The following is a 20336-nucleotide window of genomic DNA, read 5'->3' as shown; positions in this document are numbered from 1 at the left end:
TCTGTGAAGTAGAAGTCCGCCCAGGGCCAACATGGGCGGACTTTTTTATGCCGTCAGTTTTTGTTCAGGTCCACGTTTTTCGTCTCACGCAGGCAGATCATGCCCACCACCAGGCTCACGCCGGTGATCAGCACCGGGTACCACAAGCCATAGAAAATATCCCCGGTGTACACCACCAGCGCGAACGACACGGTCGGCAGGAACCCCCCAAACCAGCCGTTGCCGATGTGATAGGGCAGGGACATCGAGGTGTAGCGGATGCGCGTCGGGAACAGTTCGACCATCAGCGCTGCCAACGGACCGTAGCACATCGCGGAGATGATGATCAGCGCGACGATCAGCGCCACGATCATGGGTTTGTTGATGAGCTGCGTGTCTGCCTGTTGCGGGTAGCCGGCGAGGGTTACGGCACCGCGCAGGGCCGCCTCGTCGTAACCATCGATCTTCACGTCGCCAACGCTCACTTGCACCGCGCTGCCCGCAGGGGCGGCTTCGCTGCTGTAAGGCAGGCCTTGCTTGACCAGGAAGGTTTTGACCTTGTCGCAAGGGCTGTCAAAACGCGCCTTGCCCACCGGGTCGAACTGGAAGGTGCAGGTGGCCGGATCGGCCAGTACGGTGATCGGTGCCTGTTGGCTGGCCCGGTCGATGGCCGGGTTGGCGTAGTGGGCCAGGGTTTTGAAAATCGGAAAGTACAGCGCGGTCGCCAGCAGCAGGCCCAGCATCAGGACCGGTTTGCGCCCGACCCGGTCAGACAGCCAGCCGAAGAAAATGAAGAACGGCGCGCCGATTACCACGCTGATGATTAGCAAGGTATTGGCCAGGGCCGGGTCCATCTTCAGGAACTGGGTGAGGAAGAACAACACGTAGAACTGCGCGGCGTAGAAGGTCACTGCTTGCCCGGCGTTGATGCTGAACAGCGCGATCAGCACCACTCTCAGGTTTTCCCAGTTGCCGAAGGATTCGCGGATCGGCGCTTTGCAGCCCTTGCCTTCCTCTTTCATTTTCAAGAAGGCCGGCGACTCGTGCAGGCTCAGGCGAATCCAGGTTGAAATGCCCAGTAGAACGATCGACAGCAGGAACGGAATGCGCCAGCCCCAGACTTCGAACTGATCCCCCGTGAAGTAGCGGCAACCGAGCACTACCAGTAACGACAGCAGTAAACCGAGGGTGGCGGTGGACTGAATCCAGCTGGTGTGGAAGCCGCGTTTACCGAGCGGCGCGTGCTCGGCGACGTAGGTTGCCGCGCCACCGTATTCACCGCCCAGTGCCAGACCCTGGAGCATGCGCAGCACCACCAGAATGATCGGCGCGGCAATCCCGATGCTGGCGTAGGTCGGCAACAGACCGACGCAGAACGTTGCCAGGCCCATCAGGATGATCGTCGCGAGGAACGTATATTTGCGCCCGATCATGTCTCCCAGGCGACCAAACACCAGCGCGCCGAACGGCCGCACGATGAAGCCGGCGGCGAAGGCCATCAGCGCAAAGATGAACGCCGTGGTGTCGTTGACCCCGGCGAAAAACTGTTTACTGATCACCGCCGCGAGGGCGCCGTAGAGGAAGAAGTCATACCACTCGAACACCGTCCCGAGGGACGAGGCGAAGATGACTTTCTGGGTGTCCTTGCTGGTGCCGGCGCTGAGCGTCGCGGCGATGGTTTGAGCCTGTTCTGACATGTCGGTATCCCTCACAGTGTTTACTTATTGTTGTTCCACTGTCAGCGCCGGCCTTGTGGGCTGGCGCTGCTATTCCATTGCATCTACACATCTTTCTGTCCCACCCCCCGTAGCAGCTGCCGAGCCCGCGAGGCTGCGTTCGGCGGCGAAGCCGTCGTCGAGTCAGGTAACGCACTCTTCCTGGCAAATCGTGGGCTCAGGATTTGCGAGGACTTCGTCCTCGAACGCAGCCTCGCGGGCTCGGCAGCTGCTACGGACATAGTTGTTCACCTATTTCAACGTTGTGCAGATACCTGAGGGTCGATGCGGCGAGAATCAGCTGCGCCGCTTTCTCGGCAATCATCAGTGTAGGCGAGCAGGTATTGCCCGAGGTGATGTGCGGCATGATCGACGCATCGGCAACGCGCAGGCCGGGAATGCCGTGGACCCGCAACTGGGCGTCGACCACCGCGTCTGCGTCGTTGCCCATGCGGCAGGTGCCCACGGGATGGAAGATCGTCGTGCCGATGCGCGCGGCGGCTTCGTGCAGTTGTTCTTCGCTTTGCAAGGCATCGCCCGGCAGGTATTCGACCGGTTTGAACGGTTGCAAGGCCGGCGCGGCAACGATACGTCGGGTCAGGCGAATGGCATCGGCGGCCACGCGCAGGTCCTCGGGATGGCTCAGGTAATTGGGCTGAATCAGCGGCGCCTGCTGCGGGTCGGCCGAACCAATTTCCACCCGGCCACGGCTTTGCGGGCGCAGGTCGCACACCGACGCGGTGAATGCCGGGAACGCATGCAGAGGTTCGCCGAAGCGTTCGAGCGACAGCGGCTGGACGTGGTATTCGAGGTTGGCTGAGGTCTGTTCCGGCCCGGAGCGGGCGAACGCGCCGAGCTGACTCGGCGCCATTGATAACGGGCCGCTGCGGTCGTACAAATAACGCAGGCCCATGCCCATCTTGCCCCACAGGCTGCCCGCGATCTGGTTCAGGGTCCGGGCGTTTTCAAGCTTATAGATCAACCGCAACTGCAAGTGATCCTGCAGGTTGCCGCCGACCCCATTGAGTTCGTGGACAACGCCGATCCCCAGGCGTTTGAGCAGGCTGCCGGGGCCGATTCCGGAGCGCTGCAGGATACTCGGCGAGCCGACGGAGCCAGCGCTGAGGATAATTTCCCGTTGTGCGCGAAAGGTCCTGGTCTGACCTTTCCAGCGAGCACTGATTACCGATGCCCGGCCGTTTTCCAGCAGCACGCGGTCGACTTCAACGTCGGTCAGCACCGTGAGGTTCGGTCGATGGCGAATCGGTTTGAGAAAGGCCTTGGCGGCGTTCCAGCGTACGCCGGCCTTCTGGTTGACCTGGAAGTAGCCGCAACCTTCGTTGTCGCCCTGGTTGAAGTCATCGATGCTGGCGATGCCGGTTTGTTCGGCAGCGCTGCGGAAGGCGTCAAGAATAGGCCACGACAGGCGCTGACGTTCGACGCGCCATTCCCCGGCAGCGCCGTGAAACGCCGAGTCGCCGGCAAAATGGTTTTCGCTCTGTTTGAACAGCGGCAGTACGTCGTTCCAGCTCCAGCCGGGGTTGCCCTCGGCAGCCCAGCGGTCGTAGTCGCCGGCCTGGCCGCGCATGTAGATCATGCCGTTGATCGAAGAGCTACCGCCCAGCACCTTGCCGCGCGGGTAGCTCAGGCTGCGGCCTTGCAGGCCGGTTTGCGCTTGGGTCTTGAAGCACCAGTCGGTGCGCGGGTTGCCGATGCAGAACAGGTAACCGACCGGGATGTGAATCCATGGGTAGTTATCGCGCCCGCCGGCTTCGAGCAGCAGCACCCGGTGTTGCGGGTTGGCGGAGAGTCGATTGGCCAGCAGGCAACCGGCCGGCCCGGCGCCGACCACGATGTAATCGTATGCATCAACGGCAGGTTGCATCCATGACCTCGCAGCGTGTTGTTCTTATTGGGATCCATCCTAGTTGTTAGTTTTCGGCAAAAGAATGTTAGTTTTTGCTCAGCTGCTGTGCGTTTTTAAACAGCAAAGTTCATTCAAGCATTCAAGGAAGGCTGATGTTCGACTGGAATGACCTGCGGTTCTTTCTCGAATTGCAACGCAGCGGTCGCTTGTTGACTGCCGCCCGGCGCTTGAAAACCACTCATGCCACGGTGGCACGGCACATCGAGGCGATCGAAAAGAGTCTCGGCACCGCACTGTTTGTCCAGCAAGCCCAGGGCTACGAACTGACCCCGGCCGGCGAAGCATTGCTCAAACACGCCGAGGCCATGGAAAACGTTGCCTTGCTGGCTCAGGAAGAAATCACCCAGTCCAGCGCGCCGCTGGGCAAGATCCGCGTCGGTGTGACCGAAGGCTTGGGCATCATGTTCCTCGCCAGTCGCATGCAGGGCTTGTTTGATCGCTATCCGGGGCTGGAAGTGGAGCTGGTGGCGGTACCGCGTTTTGTCAGCATCCTCAACCGCGAAGCCGAGATCAGCATTCACCTGGAACGCCCGGCCGCCGACATGCTGGTCACTCGCAAACTCACCGATTACCGCCTGGCGCTCTACGCCACTCAGGCCTACCTCGACCGCTCGCCACCCTTGCGCAGCCGCGAAGACCTGGTGCGGCATGCCTGGATCGGTTACGTCGACGATCTGTTGTTCAGTCAGGAGTTGATGTTCCTCAACAGCTTCTGCCGCAGCCCTCACGTGGTGTTTCACAGCACCAGCGTCATTGCCCAGCAACAGGCGGCGCGTTCAGGCTTGGGGATCGCCGTGCTGCCGTGTTACATGGCCAGCGGCGACCCGGAACTGGTACCGCTGCTACCGGCCGAAAGCATCCAGCGCAGCTACTGGATCAGCACCCGCCGCGAATTGCACAAGTCAGTGCGGCTGCGAGTGCTGTGGGATTACGTGGTGGGGTTGTGTGATCGCGAGCAGGCGCTGCTGCTCGGGACGAATCCTACGGGGTGATGTCGAACGCGGTGCTTCCCAGTCGCTCGCCATTGATCATGATGTGCACCGCATGCGTGCCCGCATAGTGTTTACGGGTGGTCAGTTCGCGGATCTGCTGGGTGCGGCTGAGGGTTTGGCGGGCGTGGGCGGGTAGGGTGAGGCCTTTGAGTTTGAAGACTTTCGTCGAGGTAGCGCCCGAGGCTTTGACGTAGTCGATGGCATAGTCGACCACTAGTCGCTGGCTGTCACGGGTGCTCGATTGCAGGTCGAACGACAGGGTGATGGTTTCGCCCAGCGAGATGACTGCCGGTTCAACCTTGAGGTTGTGGATCTGGACCTCGGGTCTACCGCCAGCGCCGATGATCGCCAGCGCTCGTTGGTTGCCCTGTTTGATCAGGCTGCGCAGGGCGTGCTTGGCGATCCACGCAGTGCGCGGGTCCTCCAGCGACCAGCCTTCGATCAGGCTCAGCGCCCACTCGGGGTGGTCCTTGGTGATGTCGTTGAGGTGATTGGCCACCGACTTGCGCACGTACAGGCTGCTGTCGGCCTTGAGGTTGTCGAGGATCGGCGCGGCGAGCGTCGGGTCGGCTTGTAAGGGTTCCAGGCGAAACGACCACGGCAGGCGCGGGCGACTGCCTTCGCTGGCCAGGCGGCGGACGTGTTCGTTGTCATCCCGCGACCAGTCGCACATCAGCGCCAGCGAGCGCTCGAAGTCGCTGCGCAGGAAATGCCGAATGGCGAATTCCGATGAACCGAACGTGGTGAAGTACTTGAGTGCGTCCATCGACAATTCGAACGCGTGGGCACCGTAGGTGGCGACGTACTGGGGCAGGAACATGCTGACGAAACTGCTGTTCAGGCGCGGAGCGAGCGGGCGCAACACCTCCAGTGTCTGCTCATAGTTCAGCGGCAACACCGCGTGCAGGCATTCTCCAACCCGCGCCATGCGCTGCATCACCGACAGCTCGGCCAGGCCTTCATTGGCCAGTTTCAGGAAGGCCTTGGCGTTGAACGCCGGGTAAACCGCGCGCAGTTCAGTGGCGATGTGTTGCAAGCGCTCGGCGTTGAAGATTTCTTTCAGAGCGGGGGAGGCTTGGTCGGCGGTGGTCATCAAGGATTCCTTTCGAAAATCGGTTACCGGATAAACCGCGATGAGCATAAGTATCTATACATCTTTGCGATCCAACTCCCGTAGCAGCTGCCGAGCCTGCGAGGCTGCGTTCGGCCGTGGAGCGGTCGTCAAATCAGACAGCGCGCTCTTCCAGGCAAACCACATATGCAGGATTTGCGAGGACTGCGTCCTCGAACGCAGCCTCGCAGGCTTGGCAGCTGCTACGGACATAGTCCTTCACCGTACTTCGACGTTGCGTAGATACCTATGCGACGATGAGGGCTTCAAGGTTTGACAGTCTCTTCCTCAAGCTGATCCGCCTCGAACAGCCGCGCCAGTTCGGTCCGGGCTTCCTGGGCGCTCTGCAAGACTTTTTCGGCATCGTCGTAGATCGCGTGCTGGGCTTCGAGCACTTGTTCGTCGTGATGCTTGAACGTTTCGATGCGGGCATCGGCTTGGGTCTGGCTCAGGCCCAGACCGAGCAGGGTCTGGCGACTCATTTCCAGGCTTGAATAATAGGTTTCCCGGATTGCTTCGGCACCGAGGTCGACCAGACGGTGCACATGCTGACGGTTACGGGCACGGGCGATGATTTTCAGGTGCGGGTAGAGCTTGCGCACCAGCTCGGCGGTCTTGATGTTGGTGTCCGGGTCATCGGTGGCAATGACAAAGAACTCCGCCTGCCCGACCTTGGCCGCGCTGAGAATTTCCGGGCGCATCGGGTCGCCGTAGAACACCGGTACGCCACCAAAACTGCGGGTCAGCTCAATGGTTTCCACCGAGGTGTCGAGGGCGACGAATTTGATTTTCTGCGCCCGCAGAATCCGCGCCACGATCTGTCCCATGCGGCCCAGGCCAGCGATCACCACGCGGGGTGCGTCGGTGTCGATTTCACGCATGTGCGGCGGCACGGCGACGGGTTGGATTTTCGACTTCACCAGTCGGCCGCACATCAGCAGCAACAGCGGTGTCACGGCCATGGACAGGGTGATGGTCAGCACCTGAAGGTCGTACAGGCGTGGTTCGAACAGGCCCTGATCGCGGCCGATCTTGAACACCACGAACGCGAACTCACCGCCCGCCGCCAGCACGATGCCCAAGCGCAGCGCACTCAGGCGATTCAAGCCTCCGGCCAGCCGACCGACGACAAACAGCAGGGGCAGCTTGAGCATGATCAGCAGCAGGGTCAGGCCCAGCACGGTCGCCGGGGCGCTGAACAGCAGGCTGATGTTGGCGCCCATGCCGACGCTGATGAAAAACAGCCCCAGCAGCAGGCCCTTGAACGGTTCGATCTGTGCTTCCAGTTCATGGCGGTATTCCGAGTCCGCCAGCAGCAAACCGGCGAGGAACGCGCCAAGCGCCATTGACACGCCGACCAGGTCCATCAGCCACGCGGTGCCGATCACCACCAGCAGCGCCGTGGCGGTCGAGACTTCCGGCAGACCGGTTTTGGCAACGACACGAAACACCGGTCGCAACAGGTAACGCCCACCGATCACCACCACCGCGATGCTACCCAGCACTCGCAGGACATGGTTCAAGTTCTCGGCCGCCGTGGTGGTGTGATCACTGCCGGCGAGCAGCGGCACCATGGCGATCAGAGGGATCGCCGCGATGTCCTGAAACAGCAGAATGGCAAATGCCAACCGACCGTGGGGGCTGGTCAGCTCCTTGCGTTCAGCCAGGCTTTGCAAACCGAACGCGGTCGATGACAACGCCAGCCCCAGACCGAGCACGATCGCGCTGTTGAGTGCTTGGCCAAACACGTAGAACGCCAGCACGCCGATCACCGAACCGGTCAGTAGCACTTGTGCCAGACCGACGCCGAACACCGCTTTGCGCATCACCCACAGCCGTCGTGGCGACAGCTCAAGGCCGATAATGAAGAGCAACAGGACCACGCCGAGTTCGGAAATATGGCTGACACTTTGCGGGTTGCCGATCAGCGCCAGCACCGAGGGCCCGATGATGACCCCGGCCAGCAGATAGCCCAATACCGCGCCCAGTTGCAGGCGTTTGGCCAAAGGCACGGTGAGCACCGCCGCGAACAGAAAGACCACAGCGGCTTGCAACAGGTTGCCTTCATGGGGCATGGCTTACTCCTGGAAATACGTAGAACGACACACATCAGAAAGGCGTCAAGGATAAAGGCTGGACCGGCATCAGTCAGTCATGAATACCGGCTATCGCGGATTAACGCGTTACAATTTGCATCAATTTGTTACATTCATAGGATAAGCTGATCAATTCGTTTGCCGGTGAGTGGGCGTCATGGCCATCAATTTCGACCTGAATGATTTGCAGGCTTTTCGCGCCGTGGTCGAGCAGGGCAGCTTTCGCAAGGCCGCCGACACGGTGCGCATCTCACAGCCGGCGCTGAGCCGACGGATTGAAAAGCTCGAAGACGCCTTGGGCGTCAAACTGTTCGAACGCACGACTCGCCGCGTTAGCCTGACCCAGTCAGGGCGCGCGTTTGCGCCCAGTGTCGATCGTTTGCTGGACGACCTGGATGTGGCGCTACTGGGGATCAGCGACGTGGCGTCGACCCGTTTGGGTTACGTCACCGTGGCTTGCGTGCCTTCGGCGGCCTACTACTTCATGCCGCGAGTGGTCGCCCAATACCATCAGCGCTTTCCACGAATCAAGGTCAAGGTTCTCGACTCCAGCGCACACGACGTGCTGAGCGCGGTGGTCAATGGCGAGGCCGATTTCGGCTTGAGTTTCATGGGCACGCTGGAGGCCGAGGTCGAGTTCGAAGCGCTGGTGCAGGAGCGTTATGTGGTTGCTTGCCGGCGCGATCATCCCTTGGCCGGTCGCGCAAGTGTGAGCTGGAACGAGCTGTACCAGCAGGATTACATCTCCCTTGACAAAACCTCGGGCAATCGTTTTTTGCTGGATCAGGCGCTGGCCGGGATCGTGCCGCAACGGCAAAGCATCTGCGAAACCCGACACGTCACCACCATGATCGGCCTGGTCGAAGCCGGGCTTGGCATTGCCGCCGTGCCATTGATGGCGATGCCCGGCAGTGAACACCCGATTCTGACCCATGTACCGCTGACCGACCCGCAAGTGATGCGCAGCGTCGGCCTGCTCAAGCGCCGCGGACGAAGCTTGACGCCGGCTGCGTTGGAGCTGGAGCGGTTGATCGTCGAAATGAAGGTCTGCCAACCACCAGAACCGGCCTCAGCGTAGATCGACTGAGACCGGCGCCAGGCTTAACGGCTGACCGAGTCGAGTCCGGTGGCCGTGACATCCGGTTGGGCCGCGGGGGAGGCGAGGTAGTCGAGCAGTGCCTTGGCCTGCGTCGGGTGTTGCGCGCCGACCGGGATGCCGGCGGCGAAACGTGTCACTGACTGCACCGGTTCCGGGATCTTGCCGACGAAAGTCACGCCGGGCACCGGGAGCAACTCACTGACCTGCTGGAAGCCCAGTTGGTAGTCGCCGCTGGCAACCACCGAGCCCACCGGGATTTTAGGCACCATGGTCGATTTGGCTTTGAGCTGCGGCTCGATGCCCAGGCGCTTGAACATCTGGTCCTGGATGTACACGCCGCTGGCGCTGTCGGAATAGGCTACGGACTTGGCGTTGAGCAACGTCGTCTTCAGCCCCTCGACCGAGCTGATGTCCGGCATCGCCGCACCCGCGCGCACCACCAGACCAATCCTCGAATCGGCCAGTTCAACCCGCGACTCGGGCAAGACTTTGCCTTGCTTGATCAGCTCATCCAGGGCGTAGCCGACCATGATCACCACATCGGCGGGTTCGCCACGGGCCAGCCGATTAGGGATCGCCTCGGGCGCCTTGCCCATCGACGGGCCGAGCGCGGTGTCGAGGGTGTTGCCGGTGGCGGCGGCAAATTTCGGGCCGAGTACTTTATAGGCCGCAGTGAAACCACCGGAGGTCATCACCCGAAGTTCTTCAGCCTGTGCCACGGCGCTCAGGGCCATGACGCCGATCAAGGTCAGCGCCACGAGGTTTAGTCGTTTTTTCATCGAGAAATCTCAGTAAACGGACGGCTTATTACACGGCAGCCTGCAACCGGCCGGTCGAGCGCCGGTACAGGTAAAGCGTTGCGCACATCGCACACAGCGCGGCGAAGCTCATCCAGTAACCGGGGGCGGCCTTGTCGCCGGAATACTCAATCAACAAGGTCGAAATCGCCGGGGTGAAGCCGCCGAACACCGCGGTCGCCAGGCTGTAGGCCAGGGAAAAACCGGCCACGCGGACTTCCACCGGCATGATTTCGGTCAGCGCGGCGACCATTGCGCCGTTGTACATACCGTAGATGAACGACAGCCACAGCAGCACCAGCAGCATGTTGATGAAGCTGGGTGCCTGGACCAGGTACGACAACGCCGGGTAGGCCGTGGCCAACGTCAACAGAGTCATGGCCAGTAACACCGGACGCCGACCGATGCGGTCCGACAGTGCGCCGCCCAGTGGCAGCCAGCAGAAGTTCGACACACCGACCAGCAAGGTCACCAGCAACGCATCGGCGGTGCTCAGGTGCAGCACGGTTTTGCCGAAGGTCGGTGCGTACACGGTGATCAGGTAAAACGCGGTGGTGGTCAGCGCCACCATCAGCATCCCGGCGATTACAATCTGCCAGTTCTGCAGCAGTGTGCCGAACACCTGACGCATACTTGGACGGTGGCGACGGGCAGTGAACTCTGCGGTTTCTTCGAGATTGCGCCGCAGCAGGAAGATGAACGGCACGATCATGCAGCCGACGAAAAACGGAATGCGCCAGCCCCAGTCGGCAATCACTGTCGCCGGCATCCATTGATTTAGCGCATAGCCCAGCGCGGCGGCAATGACGATTGCCACTTGCTGACTGGCCGACTGCCAACTGGTGAAGAAACCCTTGCGGCCCGGTGTGGCGATTTCCGCCAGGTACACCGACACGCCGCCCAGTTCCGCGCCTGCGGAAAACCCCTGAAGCAGGCGGCCGATCAACACCAGCGCCGGGGCAAGCAGGCCGATGGTCTCGTAGCCGGGCACCAGCACAATCAGAATCGTGCCGCTGGCCATGATCGACAGGGTGACGATCAAACCTTTGCGACGGCCGACGTCATCGATGTATGCACCGAGAATCACCGCACCCAACGGGCGCATCAGAAAGCCTGCACCAAACACCGCGAAGGTCATCATCAGCGAGGCGAATTCGCTGCTGGCAGGGAAGAACGCCGCCGCAATATACGTGGCGTAGAAACCGAAGAGGAAGAAGTCGAACTGTTCCAGGAAGTTGCCCGAGGTCACCCGGAAAATCGCACTGGCCTTGCTGCGAGCGGTTGTCGCTGGCGGATGGGTTGAAGTCTGCATGTTGTGTCTCCCGCGCTTTTTATGACATGCGCAACGTGGCGCATGGATCTTATTAGGGCGGGATACTGGGGTAGGTCGATCGATATGATAAGTGCATATTTAGCATCTATTGATGCGTGCTGATTATCACTGAGGTGCGGCCGATCACAGAATCATCGCTACAGTGAGGTGTGAGCGTTCGAATGATTGGATGCAATCGAGGTCCCGGAGCGAGTGCCACGAATTCACTGGAGGAATACCGATGGCTGATCAAAAACTTATGGCGATCCTGGTCCTGCTTGCCAGCTTTGGCGTTGTCAGCTCGATGGCCCTGGCCGACGATCCCGTGCAAGCCAGTATCCAGGCTTCGCCGATCAATGCCCGTAACCTGAAAGTCGGCGACCGTGCGCCGGATTCCTACACCAGCAGCAACAAGGCCCTGGCGGACTGGAAGAAGCGTGGATTGAAAACCCCGCAAAGCCAGAGCCAATGGGTGCAGGTCAACGACAAGTACATGCTGGTGCAGACCACCAACGGGCAGATTCTGGCGGTCATGCCGATAGAGCGTTGAGCCGCTGCAGGCACCAGTGTCTCCAACAGGATTGCCCTGCAAGGCGAAATCTGAGAAAACGCGGTCCGTGTTTAGGGTCATCGCTAACGAGAGAGCAGTAATGAACGAAGAATTGCAGGTCATCGACCTTGAGTTGGGCGACGGCAAAGCGGCCGTAAAAGGCGCCTTGATTACCACCCAGTACCGCGGTTTTCTTGAGGACGGTACGACCTTTGACTCGTCGTACGATCGCGGCAAACCCTTCCAATGCGTGATCGGCACAGGCCGGGTGATCAAGGGCTGGGATCAAGGCCTGATGGGCATGAAGGTCGGCGGCAAGCGCAAGTTGTGGGTACCGGCGCACCTGGCCTACGGCGAGCGTTCGATGGGTGCCATCACGCCCAATTCCAACCTTGTTTTCGAGATTGAATTGCTCGAAGTGCTGACCCGCGACGACTGATCGCTGTTACGCCTCGAATCCCGGCAACTGGACAATCCGCTCGCTCAGAAACTCCGTAAGCAATCGTGTGCGCAAGTGCCGATAACACCGCTTGGGGTAGAGTCGGAACGCTTCGTTCACGGAGGGACACCCCGAGCGACCTGGCGTGTCCTTTCCGCACTGCATCGTCATGTAATAGGCGGGTTGACTAGCTTTTGACATGATTCTTCTTTTAGTAATAACTTAAAGGATTGTTAGTTTCGTATTCTCTCATTGCTAAGTAATACTCGTTAACCAACGTTTCGCCAGCGGCTTGTACATCCTGCCATGGCGCGATCACTTTCGAGAACTCCGCGACAAATAATGTGAGGCGCAATGCATCATTGATATTAGCGAACTGTTCAGCCGATGCGTCAATTTTAGCGATTATGGTTTGCCACATCGTGTTTAAAACATTAAGTGTCGCTTCGGCACCGAGCATGCGGAGACCTACGCCACCTAAATTAGCCAGTGTGCTTTCCATGGCATTCTGTAAGTTTTCCTGGTTAGTCACTAATAGTCTCAGAGCGTCAACCTCGGCTTTTAACTTATTACGCTCTTTTCGGGCGGTTTCTGCTTTCGGGCCGTAAATGGAGGCTGAAATCCACCAAAGGAAAGGAAGCCCCGCTGAAAAACACATTTTAACGTAATAGTCGTAATCTTTATCCAATTGAGCAATTTGTGCTATTTTTGCGCTGATGGCGGCGTTATTTTCGGCGATATATTTTAGACGATTGTTTCGCTGCATCAAGGTATATTTCAAGTCTAATTCGGACTGTAGCCCAAGCACTGGGTTGCCGTTCGATAACGCTCCGCCAGAGAGGTTGACCTTGAAGTCGATAATAGAATCTTTGAGCTGTTGCGTAGACAATTGTCCCATCGTAATATCGAATTTCATCGTTTGAATAATATCTCCTATATATTGTACGACTTTAAAATCATCAGGCGTATACTTCATTCCTTCAAGTTGAATGTCGCTCAAGTTTCCCACGGTACTTCTAACTCTCTGCAGGATAGGCATATTATTGATTTGGGCAATGATCTGCTTTCCATTCCTGAGGATATCTATAGCGGTATCTCCTAAATAATAGCATTGATGAATGACTCCGCTTTCTATAGGGTACCAGTCGCAAGCATGCATTTTGATCTTGTGAAACAAGTTCAGAATATCTAAAGGTTCAAGTCCGGGAATGCCAATAGTTCTATATTTAAGAAAGGCCTCAACCTCCAGCAATCCGCTAGGTAGAAGGGTAACTGTTCTCAAATATTTCTTCATTTCTATTATATCTTCCTTGGTCATTACCCCAGGAGCGCGTGCTACTTCGTTCCCCCCCGAAATCATGAGTGACACATCCCTCGGAAGATCATTAGTGTTAGGGGGGGCGGCGTTATTGCTCATTACTGACTCTTCAAAAATAACTAACATGATTCACCTCTGTCTATTAAACGTTAAGTGTACAAGTCTGGGTCATACGTTTTCTTTGGATCTCTCCAGGGGGGCGTTGATTTACTCAAAAAAACCCGATTATTGTCCTTGGATATAAACCTCCATGGCATTCCGGGTACGAAGATCCGAAAAATCAACGTGCCCCTGGGAGACGCTGCTAGCGCCAGAGTCAGCGCAATGATGAAGGGTGAATGTAACTCGGAATCAGATCAGGTGCGGACAATCCGGCAAGATCAACCACACCTTCTCGTCAGGTGAGCATGAAGTTGTTGTAGTCGGCGCTCAGTTTTTCCAGATGCATTTTGTATCGACTGAGCAAACTGGATAAGTCAGACTGAGTGAAATCGGTATTTTTTAGCCCCGCAAGGCTCGATGAACACCCCATCCAGATGGACGCCACTAAATCGAGTTCATTAACCGCCACCATGCGCAGACCGTCGATGTCCCCAACGGCCACTACGTCGCTCAAAGCATCCTGTGCCTTCTTGAATTCGCTATTGGACTCGGTGATGGACTTAGTAAGGCTCTCAATCTCTTTGTCTAGATTGTTCCTGGCTGTTGCAAGTTCAATGTATTTAATACCGTCAGATAAAATGCCCAGGGCTTTCTTGACCAAGGCAATCGCCTGCTTGATAGCCTCTTTTTCAGGAGTGGCCAAATCCAGATTGTTCAGGTCGTCGCCGTCAGGCAGGTAAGTTTGAAAGATGTCGGCCAAGTTGGTTTTGCGAATCACATCTTGCGCTTTGACGAGCGTGTCACGCTGTTCCACGCAGGTTGCCTTGGTGAGATAGAGCTTATTTAAGTCATCCGAGATCCGGGAAATTCGGTCTTTCGCCAACTGGAGGGACGGGTTAACTCGCTCACCAATTTCAACTTTGTAAACGCTCATAGCTTGGCTTTTAACGCTCTCGGAACGAAAGGTAAATTTTGCCGACACCCCTTCCAGCATGTTTGCGAGAGCAGCTTTGATATTCACGACCTCGTCGTTGCACGCTTCTCGATCAGCGGGTGACAAGTCACCGGCCAATGCAGCTTTTAACTCGTCAAGAACAGAAAAATAGCCTTGGCCATCAGCGTTTTTCAGCGCTGTCAGCAGTATCGGAAAAGATTCCCGCAGCGTCGTATCGGTCATTTGCAAATACAATGCTACTTGCCGAGCCCTCTCCTGCAACAAGTCATTAGGCAGATAAGCTCTAAAGTTCGTGAGCTTTGAAATGTCACGAGTGGTTTGAATGATGCTCTTCACATCAATCGCAGGAATGAGGCCAGCATTGATCGGGGTTACGGGATTCATGATAATCATCCTTTTGTCAGTGGGAAATCAATTGTAGAATTTTTTGTATTCTTCCAGCGCCTCGTTAAGCACCTTGACCAAGTCTCCGGATCTATCTTTTACCGCTTCCCACGGTGCAATCACCTTTTTAAAGTTGATAACAAACGAGGTAAGTTTCTGTGCGTCATTAATTGTTTCAAATTGTGAAGCTGACTCATTAATATTCGCCAGAATGGTATCCCAGGCCAATTTCAATAAGTTCAGTGCCTGTTCAGCACCGAGCATGCGGATATTCATATCAGTAAAATCCAGGCTGAGATTTTCCAAAGCGGCCTGCAGGTTTTGTCTGTCCTTGACGCGTCCTTCCAAAGTTTTAACTTCCTCTTTAAGGGCGTTACGCTCGTTCTTTGCCTTTTCCGCTTTATCGCCGAATATCCCACCGGTAATGGCCAGGCCGATAAGCCCCCCCGCGATCCCGCTTATCGCATATTTGACATACTGGTCGTAGTCGTTATCCAACTGGACTATTCGTGCCTTTTTTTCAGCGATGGTGGCTTGATCTTCGGCAATGGATTTAATGAAATTGTTTCGTTGCATCAGTTGGAACTTACCGTATACCAGAGGCTGTAAACCTGAATCGGGTTTACCTTCTTCTCCCACCAGTCCGGTCCTGAAAGCGGTAAGCTTTTCTACAAGCAATTGCGTTGTGCTTTGCTGCTTTAGGATGTCGCCCCTCATCGACGCAATGATCTCACTTACAGCTACTGCAATCTCTCCGTCATCAGACGTATATTTAATTCCTGACAGTTCAGTACTGCCCCACCCCCCCAGAGTATTCCTCACTTTTTCCAGGATGGGCATTTGGTCAATTACGGCAACGATCTCGCCGCCCGTGATCAGGATATTTTGTGCGGCAATACCTAAATGAACGCCTTGCTGAATCATTTGGTGTTCCACCCCATCCCAACTGGAGGCGTGAAGTGAAATCCTTCTGAATAGACCCTGAATATCAACGGGTTCAAGCCCGGCAATTCCCACGGTTTTATACAGCAAATATGCCTCAACTTGATTCAAGTCACCTGGAAGCGAGAGCGCTTTTTTTACATATTGTTTGATCGCAATTATGTCTACCTTGGTTAGTATGCCTGCATCGCGTGCCGATTCAGGATTTTTGCCTGCAATCAAATCCACTGCTTCCTGCGCCAGGTTGCTATCAAGTACTGTTGCGCTTAGTGGGACAGCCATATCATTCACCTCATTATTTATTAGCGACGCATAATAGGTCCGAACCCTTTCGAACCTCATTTGCTGCTGGCTAACTCTAGAACAAACACATCGGAAGTATCAGGTCCGATTTCAGATATTCACTTCGTCTGATTGAATGAGCTTTCGTTTTACCAACAGCGGGTGTGTCGATTTGACGTTATCAGAAGTGTTTTGATCTATCACTCTGGAGTCTGATTCAGGACCTGCTATTACGCTCCCGCCGAATGTCAGGGTCGCCAATCGGCATCGGCGAAGGACATCTGTTTCATCGGGGCTCAACCATTCGGTTCGTGTTAGGCGAGTATTTCACCAGAGATGGAAGTCTTTCTCAGAGTTTCCCTAAATGTTTTTTGTATGGTTATCAACGATTGCAGCAGTTTCTACTTTTCAGGGGCTGCACACCTAGAATAGAGCTTGTTACCGTGTCAGATTCTGGTTCTTTTGACGATTCCTTATTCTCCCGCTGGAAGGCGTCCTCTCAACTATTAGGGGGATTCAGTCGTTACCTGCGTTCTTCTCAAACAGACCAGTTGACCGCTTTCCAACTACACGGTTGATCGCCACGGTTAGACCGCCCTTCCCCTAAACGGATACACCTCATTTGGTGGGTCTGAAACCAGAACCGATTACCTGAAACACCCTGACGACGGCTACGATGTCATCGAGAAAAACAAGGTCACGTAAATAGCGCAAGTAACAATCAAGTGCCGGAACACCCAATTGACCATTGAGAGATGCGGGTACCAGATAAAAGACGCGCTATCGCCTATCACCGCTTGAGGAGAGCAAGCCGCCTATGAGCCGCACGTATCCATATTTCGATGCTCCACTGGACACACGCTATGAGGCTGAAGCCAGCAGATTGCTCGGCCAAGATCACTGGCGAGTGCTTCAGCCTTTTCGGCTAATGCTCAGTGAACGGCAGTGGGTTGCCGTTCCGGCCGGGATTCTGACTGACGGTGGAACTATCCCTCGAATTGCCCAGAGCTTCGTTTCCCCTTGGGGCAAGCTTGGGCAGGCCTATGTAATGCATGACCAACTGTGTGAGTACCTGTCAATCACCGTTGATGGAGCTCCAGTCAGCATTTCGCGCACCCGGGGCGACTCACTTCTGTACGTGGCGCTCGACGTGTTGGGCGCCACTCAACAGGAAATAGCCGTGGTGGCTGGAGCAGTCGAGTTATATCGCAATGTGTCTCAGGTAAATCTGCCATCGAATAGGGCGATGAAAAGATCGCTTGAATCGAAGTGGATGTGAGTTCGCCAGAGCGCAATTGAGAAATGCACAATTGCGGGGGGACTCTTCAAGAGCTTTCGCAGGCAGGAGTCTTCGATTGACGTGCGAGTTTCATCAACGGGGTTTGATCGTACTCAATTAAATTCAAAAAGGAGGCATTGTACTCAATGCATACGACATGGATCATCATGAGCTTTACTGATGCTGTTCTCATACTGCTTCTCGCTGCTCGCATTCACGGCACGGATGAGGCTGTAAGAGCCTGCGCAAAGCGGTGCATAAAAAAAATACCGAGGAAAGATCGAAGTTTGATACATGAAATTATCAGAAGTCGGCAGCCGTTAGATATGGCGTATGTCCTTGCTGAGCAGTGGACAGCTAATGCGCCTGATTAATTGTTTCCAAGGGCGTGCAAACTGTACCCGAGATTCACAATAGGCAGACTGCTTGATGGTGAGTTTTATCGAATTCGCAGGTATATCGGTTAATTGAAGTGCGGTCTGATAGTCAATGCTCAAGTTAATCTCCAGGGCTTGAGCTTCGCCCCAGAGCATGTCGATTGCTGTGCCCGGTGACCAGTGTATTTATGAATAGATGGTCTGAAATTGCTCTTTTTCTTGCGAGGTGGCTTGCTGCTTTTGGATAATGAGTTTCGAGGGTTAATGAATAATTTTTTAGTATTAGAAGAGGAATTGATTGGGCCTTAGAAGTCATTGTGGGGTTGGGTTGCTAGCAGGCATAAGAGACGCAGGGAAGTGCAGCGGCTCATTATGAGCCCTGGTGTTCAATATATTTTTTTTGGATGGTGAACCATATGAGTGGGAGCGATCTGGCTTCTGAATTTATAAAGTCTTGGATATATATTGCCATTGCTGCGACGGGTGGTGTTCTTGGGCATATGATGCGCCGGTTGGGATCAGGCCAGAAAATACATATAGGCGAGACGATTTTACAAGGTGTCGGTGCAGCATTTTCCGGTTACTTGGTTCTTTTGGGATGTCGAGCATTAGCGGTTCCTTCGGAGATTTCAGGCGTTGTAATCGGGCTTTGTGGTTGGCTCGGGGCGGATGCCACCTTGATGCTGCTGCAGTCGTATATTTATAAAAAACTGAATATCGGGAAGTTGGAGGGGCGTAATGGTGGAAAATAGTAATAGGGCGCGATCGATTTTGGGGTATGCATTAGTAGCGTCTGCAGTTATTGCGGCAGGTATTGCATTCACCATGCAGACCAAGGTTGAGGAGGTAAAAACTCTGTACGTTGATGAGTTGCAGTCACGACTTGAAAGCGCGAAGAAGCGAGAAGCTTATATGAGGAGTCTTGAGTTTAAATTGAGAGAGATAAATTTAAGTAATGCTGTGGATATGTATTCTGCTATTGCGCATATGCGGACAGTCATGAAGGAAGCGGTTTCGTTAGCAGTTGAGCAGCAGGAGTTTATCGAGTTTCAAATCAAGGGGGCAACTAAAGATGGCAAAAATAAGTGAAAGTGAAGCTGGCGGGTGCAATGTTGTCGCATTCCTGGACATGCTTGCATGGTCAGAAGGTACCGATGATGGGAAGCAAGCGACATTGAATCATGGGTATGACGTTATCGTCGGGGGGGAACTATTCAGCAGCTATGAGGATCACCCGAGAGTAATGGTGGCATTACCAAGGCTTGGTATCAAATCTACAGCGGCTGGTCGATATCAACTGCTGGCGCGATATTGGGATGCTTATAGACTCTCTCTAAAACTCGTCGGTGGCTTCACACCGGAAAATCAAGATCGAGTAGCCATCAAGCAGATTCGAGAGCAGAGAGCGATTGAGGATATCAAAGTTGGGAGAGTTGTTGGAGCTATTTCAAAGTGTCGTAATATCTGGGCAAGCCTTCCTGGTGCCGGATATGGTCAGCACGAACGATCAATTGATCACTTGGTCTCTCGATATATTCTTGCCGGTGGCAAGGTAGGTGTTTAATTCAGTCTTAAGCTAAGGAGATCGCTTTAAATGCGGTAACATTGTCTGCTTCTATGCAGCGGCGTTCCGCTCAAGCAATTGTAATGCTTTAGTCGGTGGGGAGTATGGCTGACAGTGCTATATAGGATGGTCGAGGAGTGGTGTGATTTGTTTGGAGTGATTCTGGGTGAGGTGAGAGTGCCGCATAACCAGTTATCAGTTACTGCGGCATTCTGTTTTATCTGAATTTCAATACCCGTCAGGTAATTTTTTTATAATGTTTATGAGGTGTCCGCCGTCCATTTCGATATACCCTCCTTGTTTCAAGGATTTCATGATTGATAATGCGTGGGATCTGGAGACGCCTGTTGTATCTGTTATGAATGCAATGGCGGTAAACTTTGAGCGGATAGCCTCCGGTAAGGCGTTCATCCATTCCAGTGCTGATTTGACTTCAGTGTAGCTATCCCCCAAGCATTGCATCAGCCATTTGTTTGAGATGTCGCAAGCGCTCCAGGTCATGAAGTCAAATAGTCCTTTAAGTAGCTCTTTGTCTGATGCGGCTAGATGGATACCTTCCATGGGGAACTCATAATAAGTAGAGCAGGACACTACTTCGTATCGGCTGGAAGGGACATTATGGTATTGGGGCTGATGGTCGAGAAGCACGATTCCGCCTGGCCCGATGATGCTGATGACCTTCTGATCGCCAACCAATAATCGCCATGCGCCACTCTCAATCGAAAATATCGAATTTTCGTCAGTTTCCAGCAACTCCTCTCCGGGGTTGACAGTTTTTTTTGCTCCGTTTTTTTTAATCCAGGCATATAAGTAGCGAATGCTAGCGTTTACGGATTTTTCGTTTCCACAATTGAAGCCGGATAGATGAATGTTGTTCATTTTACGTTCCTTGTTTTGTGGGGGCGAATGTAGCTGCATCGGTATTAAAGAAAGTGTGCGTTTATTGATTTATAGTTTGTCGCGCAGGACGGTAGATTGTTGGTGAAAGTTTCTTGGTCCTTCCTGTAGAGATTAAGTGCTGTAAGGTAGAAGGGGCGTCCATTCGATTGTCTTTCTGAAAAATAAAGGGTTCAATACAAAGTCTGATTGTGGACCGATTTAGTTGTGCCGAAGTTT

General features: G+C 55.0%; 19 protein-coding genes. 9 read left to right on the top strand and 10 right to left on the bottom strand.

From position 1 onward, the window contains the following. Window positions 1-53: 53 nt before the first annotated feature. Entirely contained in the window at window positions 54-1676 is a 1623-nt protein-coding gene (locus tag NTD87_RS12480) for an MFS transporter (RefSeq protein WP_262114241.1), read from the bottom strand. 250 nt (window positions 1677-1926) lie between these two features. Then, a complete protein-coding gene (locus NTD87_RS12475) occupies window positions 1927-3579 on the bottom strand; it encodes a GMC family oxidoreductase (RefSeq protein ID WP_262114240.1) in 1653 nt (550 codons plus the stop codon). A gap of 134 nt (window positions 3580-3713) precedes the next feature. Here NTD87_RS12475 and NTD87_RS12470 point away from each other — a divergent pair, with 134 nt between their 5' ends. After that, window positions 3714-4613 (top strand): LysR family transcriptional regulator, encoded by a 900-nt coding sequence (locus NTD87_RS12470; RefSeq protein ID WP_262114239.1) that lies wholly within the window; start codon window positions 3714-3716, stop codon window positions 4611-4613. On the opposite strand, the gene NTD87_RS12465 is transcribed toward NTD87_RS12470, so the two are convergent. Both NTD87_RS12465 and NTD87_RS12460 read right to left on the bottom strand, forming a co-directional pair. Then, on the bottom strand, window positions 4603-5706 hold the full coding sequence (locus NTD87_RS12465) for a DNA alkylation repair protein (RefSeq protein ID WP_262114238.1): 1104 nt from the start codon (window positions 5704-5706) through the stop codon (window positions 4603-4605). The genes NTD87_RS12470 and NTD87_RS12465 overlap by 11 nt on opposite strands. A 284-nt stretch (window positions 5707-5990) precedes the next feature. Beyond that, entirely contained in the window at window positions 5991-7799 is a 1809-nt protein-coding gene (locus NTD87_RS12460; RefSeq protein WP_262114237.1) for a monovalent cation:proton antiporter-2 (CPA2) family protein, read from the bottom strand. A 178-nt stretch (window positions 7800-7977) separates the two neighbouring features. Between NTD87_RS12460 and NTD87_RS12455 the strand changes: the two genes are divergently transcribed. After that, entirely contained in the window at window positions 7978-8898 is a 921-nt protein-coding gene (locus tag NTD87_RS12455; RefSeq protein WP_262114236.1) for a LysR family transcriptional regulator, read from the top strand. Window positions 8899-8921: 23 nt separating this feature from the next. Here the strand turns inward: NTD87_RS12455 and NTD87_RS12450 are convergent, their stop codons facing one another. Both NTD87_RS12450 and NTD87_RS12445 read right to left on the bottom strand, forming a co-directional pair. Beyond that, complete coding sequence (locus tag NTD87_RS12450) at window positions 8922-9698, bottom strand: substrate-binding domain-containing protein (RefSeq protein WP_410017486.1); 777 nt, start codon at window positions 9696-9698, stop codon at window positions 8922-8924. 28 nt (window positions 9699-9726) lie between these two features. Next, window positions 9727-11028, bottom strand: coding sequence for an MFS transporter (locus NTD87_RS12445; protein WP_262114235.1), 1302 nt, complete (start codon window positions 11026-11028; stop codon window positions 9727-9729). 241 nt (window positions 11029-11269) lie between these two features. Between NTD87_RS12445 and NTD87_RS12440 the strand changes: the two genes are divergently transcribed. Beyond that, window positions 11270-11578 carry an RcnB family protein gene (locus tag NTD87_RS12440; protein WP_262114234.1) on the top strand — a complete coding sequence of 103 codons (309 nt, stop codon included), beginning with the start codon at window positions 11270-11272 and terminating at the stop codon, window positions 11576-11578. A gap of 100 nt (window positions 11579-11678) precedes the next feature. After that, window positions 11679-12017, top strand: a complete 339-nt coding sequence (locus tag NTD87_RS12435; RefSeq protein WP_262114233.1) for an FKBP-type peptidyl-prolyl cis-trans isomerase — start codon at window positions 11679-11681, stop codon at window positions 12015-12017. 211 nt (window positions 12018-12228) lie between these two features. Here NTD87_RS12435 and NTD87_RS12430 read toward each other — a convergent pair whose 3' ends face one another. The 3 genes from NTD87_RS12430 to NTD87_RS12420 all read right to left on the bottom strand — a co-directional run bounded on the left by NTD87_RS12430 (window position 12229) and on the right by NTD87_RS12420 (window position 16000). Further along, a complete protein-coding gene (locus tag NTD87_RS12430) occupies window positions 12229-13461 on the bottom strand; it encodes an alpha-xenorhabdolysin family binary toxin subunit A (RefSeq protein WP_262114232.1) in 1233 nt (410 codons plus the stop codon). Between the two features lie 271 nt (window positions 13462-13732). Further along, the gene (locus NTD87_RS12425; protein ID WP_262114231.1) at window positions 13733-14776 is read right to left on the bottom strand and encodes an alpha-xenorhabdolysin family binary toxin subunit B; all 1044 of its coding nucleotides are present in this window, start codon (window positions 14774-14776) and stop codon (window positions 13733-13735) included. A 27-nt stretch (window positions 14777-14803) separates the two neighbouring features. Next, the gene (locus tag NTD87_RS12420) at window positions 14804-16000 is read right to left on the bottom strand and encodes an alpha-xenorhabdolysin family binary toxin subunit A (RefSeq protein WP_262114230.1); all 1197 of its coding nucleotides are present in this window, start codon (window positions 15998-16000) and stop codon (window positions 14804-14806) included. An 817-nt stretch (window positions 16001-16817) separates the two neighbouring features. On the opposite strand from NTD87_RS12420, the gene NTD87_RS12415 reads away from it, so the two are divergent. From NTD87_RS12415 to NTD87_RS12395, 5 genes are all read left to right on the top strand, one after another. Continuing rightward, complete coding sequence (locus NTD87_RS12415) at window positions 16818-17279, top strand: DUF1353 domain-containing protein (protein ID WP_262114229.1); 462 nt, start codon at window positions 16818-16820, stop codon at window positions 17277-17279. A 167-nt stretch (window positions 17280-17446) separates the two neighbouring features. Continuing rightward, window positions 17447-17653 (top strand): hypothetical protein, encoded by a 207-nt coding sequence (locus NTD87_RS12410; protein WP_262114228.1) that lies wholly within the window; start codon window positions 17447-17449, stop codon window positions 17651-17653. A gap of 419 nt (window positions 17654-18072) precedes the next feature. Then, window positions 18073-18408, top strand: coding sequence for a phage holin family protein (locus tag NTD87_RS12405; RefSeq protein ID WP_262114227.1), 336 nt, complete (start codon window positions 18073-18075; stop codon window positions 18406-18408). Further along, window positions 18395-18745 (top strand): hypothetical protein, encoded by a 351-nt coding sequence (locus NTD87_RS12400; RefSeq protein ID WP_262114226.1) that lies wholly within the window; start codon window positions 18395-18397, stop codon window positions 18743-18745. The genes NTD87_RS12405 and NTD87_RS12400 overlap by 14 nt, the downstream gene beginning before the upstream one ends. Further along, complete coding sequence (locus tag NTD87_RS12395) at window positions 18729-19220, top strand: glycoside hydrolase family 104 protein (protein WP_262114225.1); 492 nt, start codon at window positions 18729-18731, stop codon at window positions 19218-19220. Before NTD87_RS12400 ends, NTD87_RS12395 begins: the two co-directional genes overlap by 17 nt. Window positions 19221-19448: 228 nt before the next feature. On the opposite strand, the gene NTD87_RS12390 is transcribed toward NTD87_RS12395, so the two are convergent. After that, window positions 19449-20099 carry a helix-turn-helix domain-containing protein gene (locus NTD87_RS12390; protein WP_262114224.1) on the bottom strand — a complete coding sequence of 217 codons (651 nt, stop codon included), beginning with the start codon at window positions 20097-20099 and terminating at the stop codon, window positions 19449-19451. Between the last annotated feature and the right edge of the window lie 237 nt (window positions 20100-20336).

Origin of the sequence: Pseudomonas sp. 6D_7.1_Bac1 (assembly GCF_025465945.1) — a bacterium.
GTDB lineage: Bacteria > Pseudomonadota > Gammaproteobacteria > Pseudomonadales > Pseudomonadaceae > Aquipseudomonas.
This window is presented reverse-complemented; position numbering and strand designations above follow the sequence as displayed.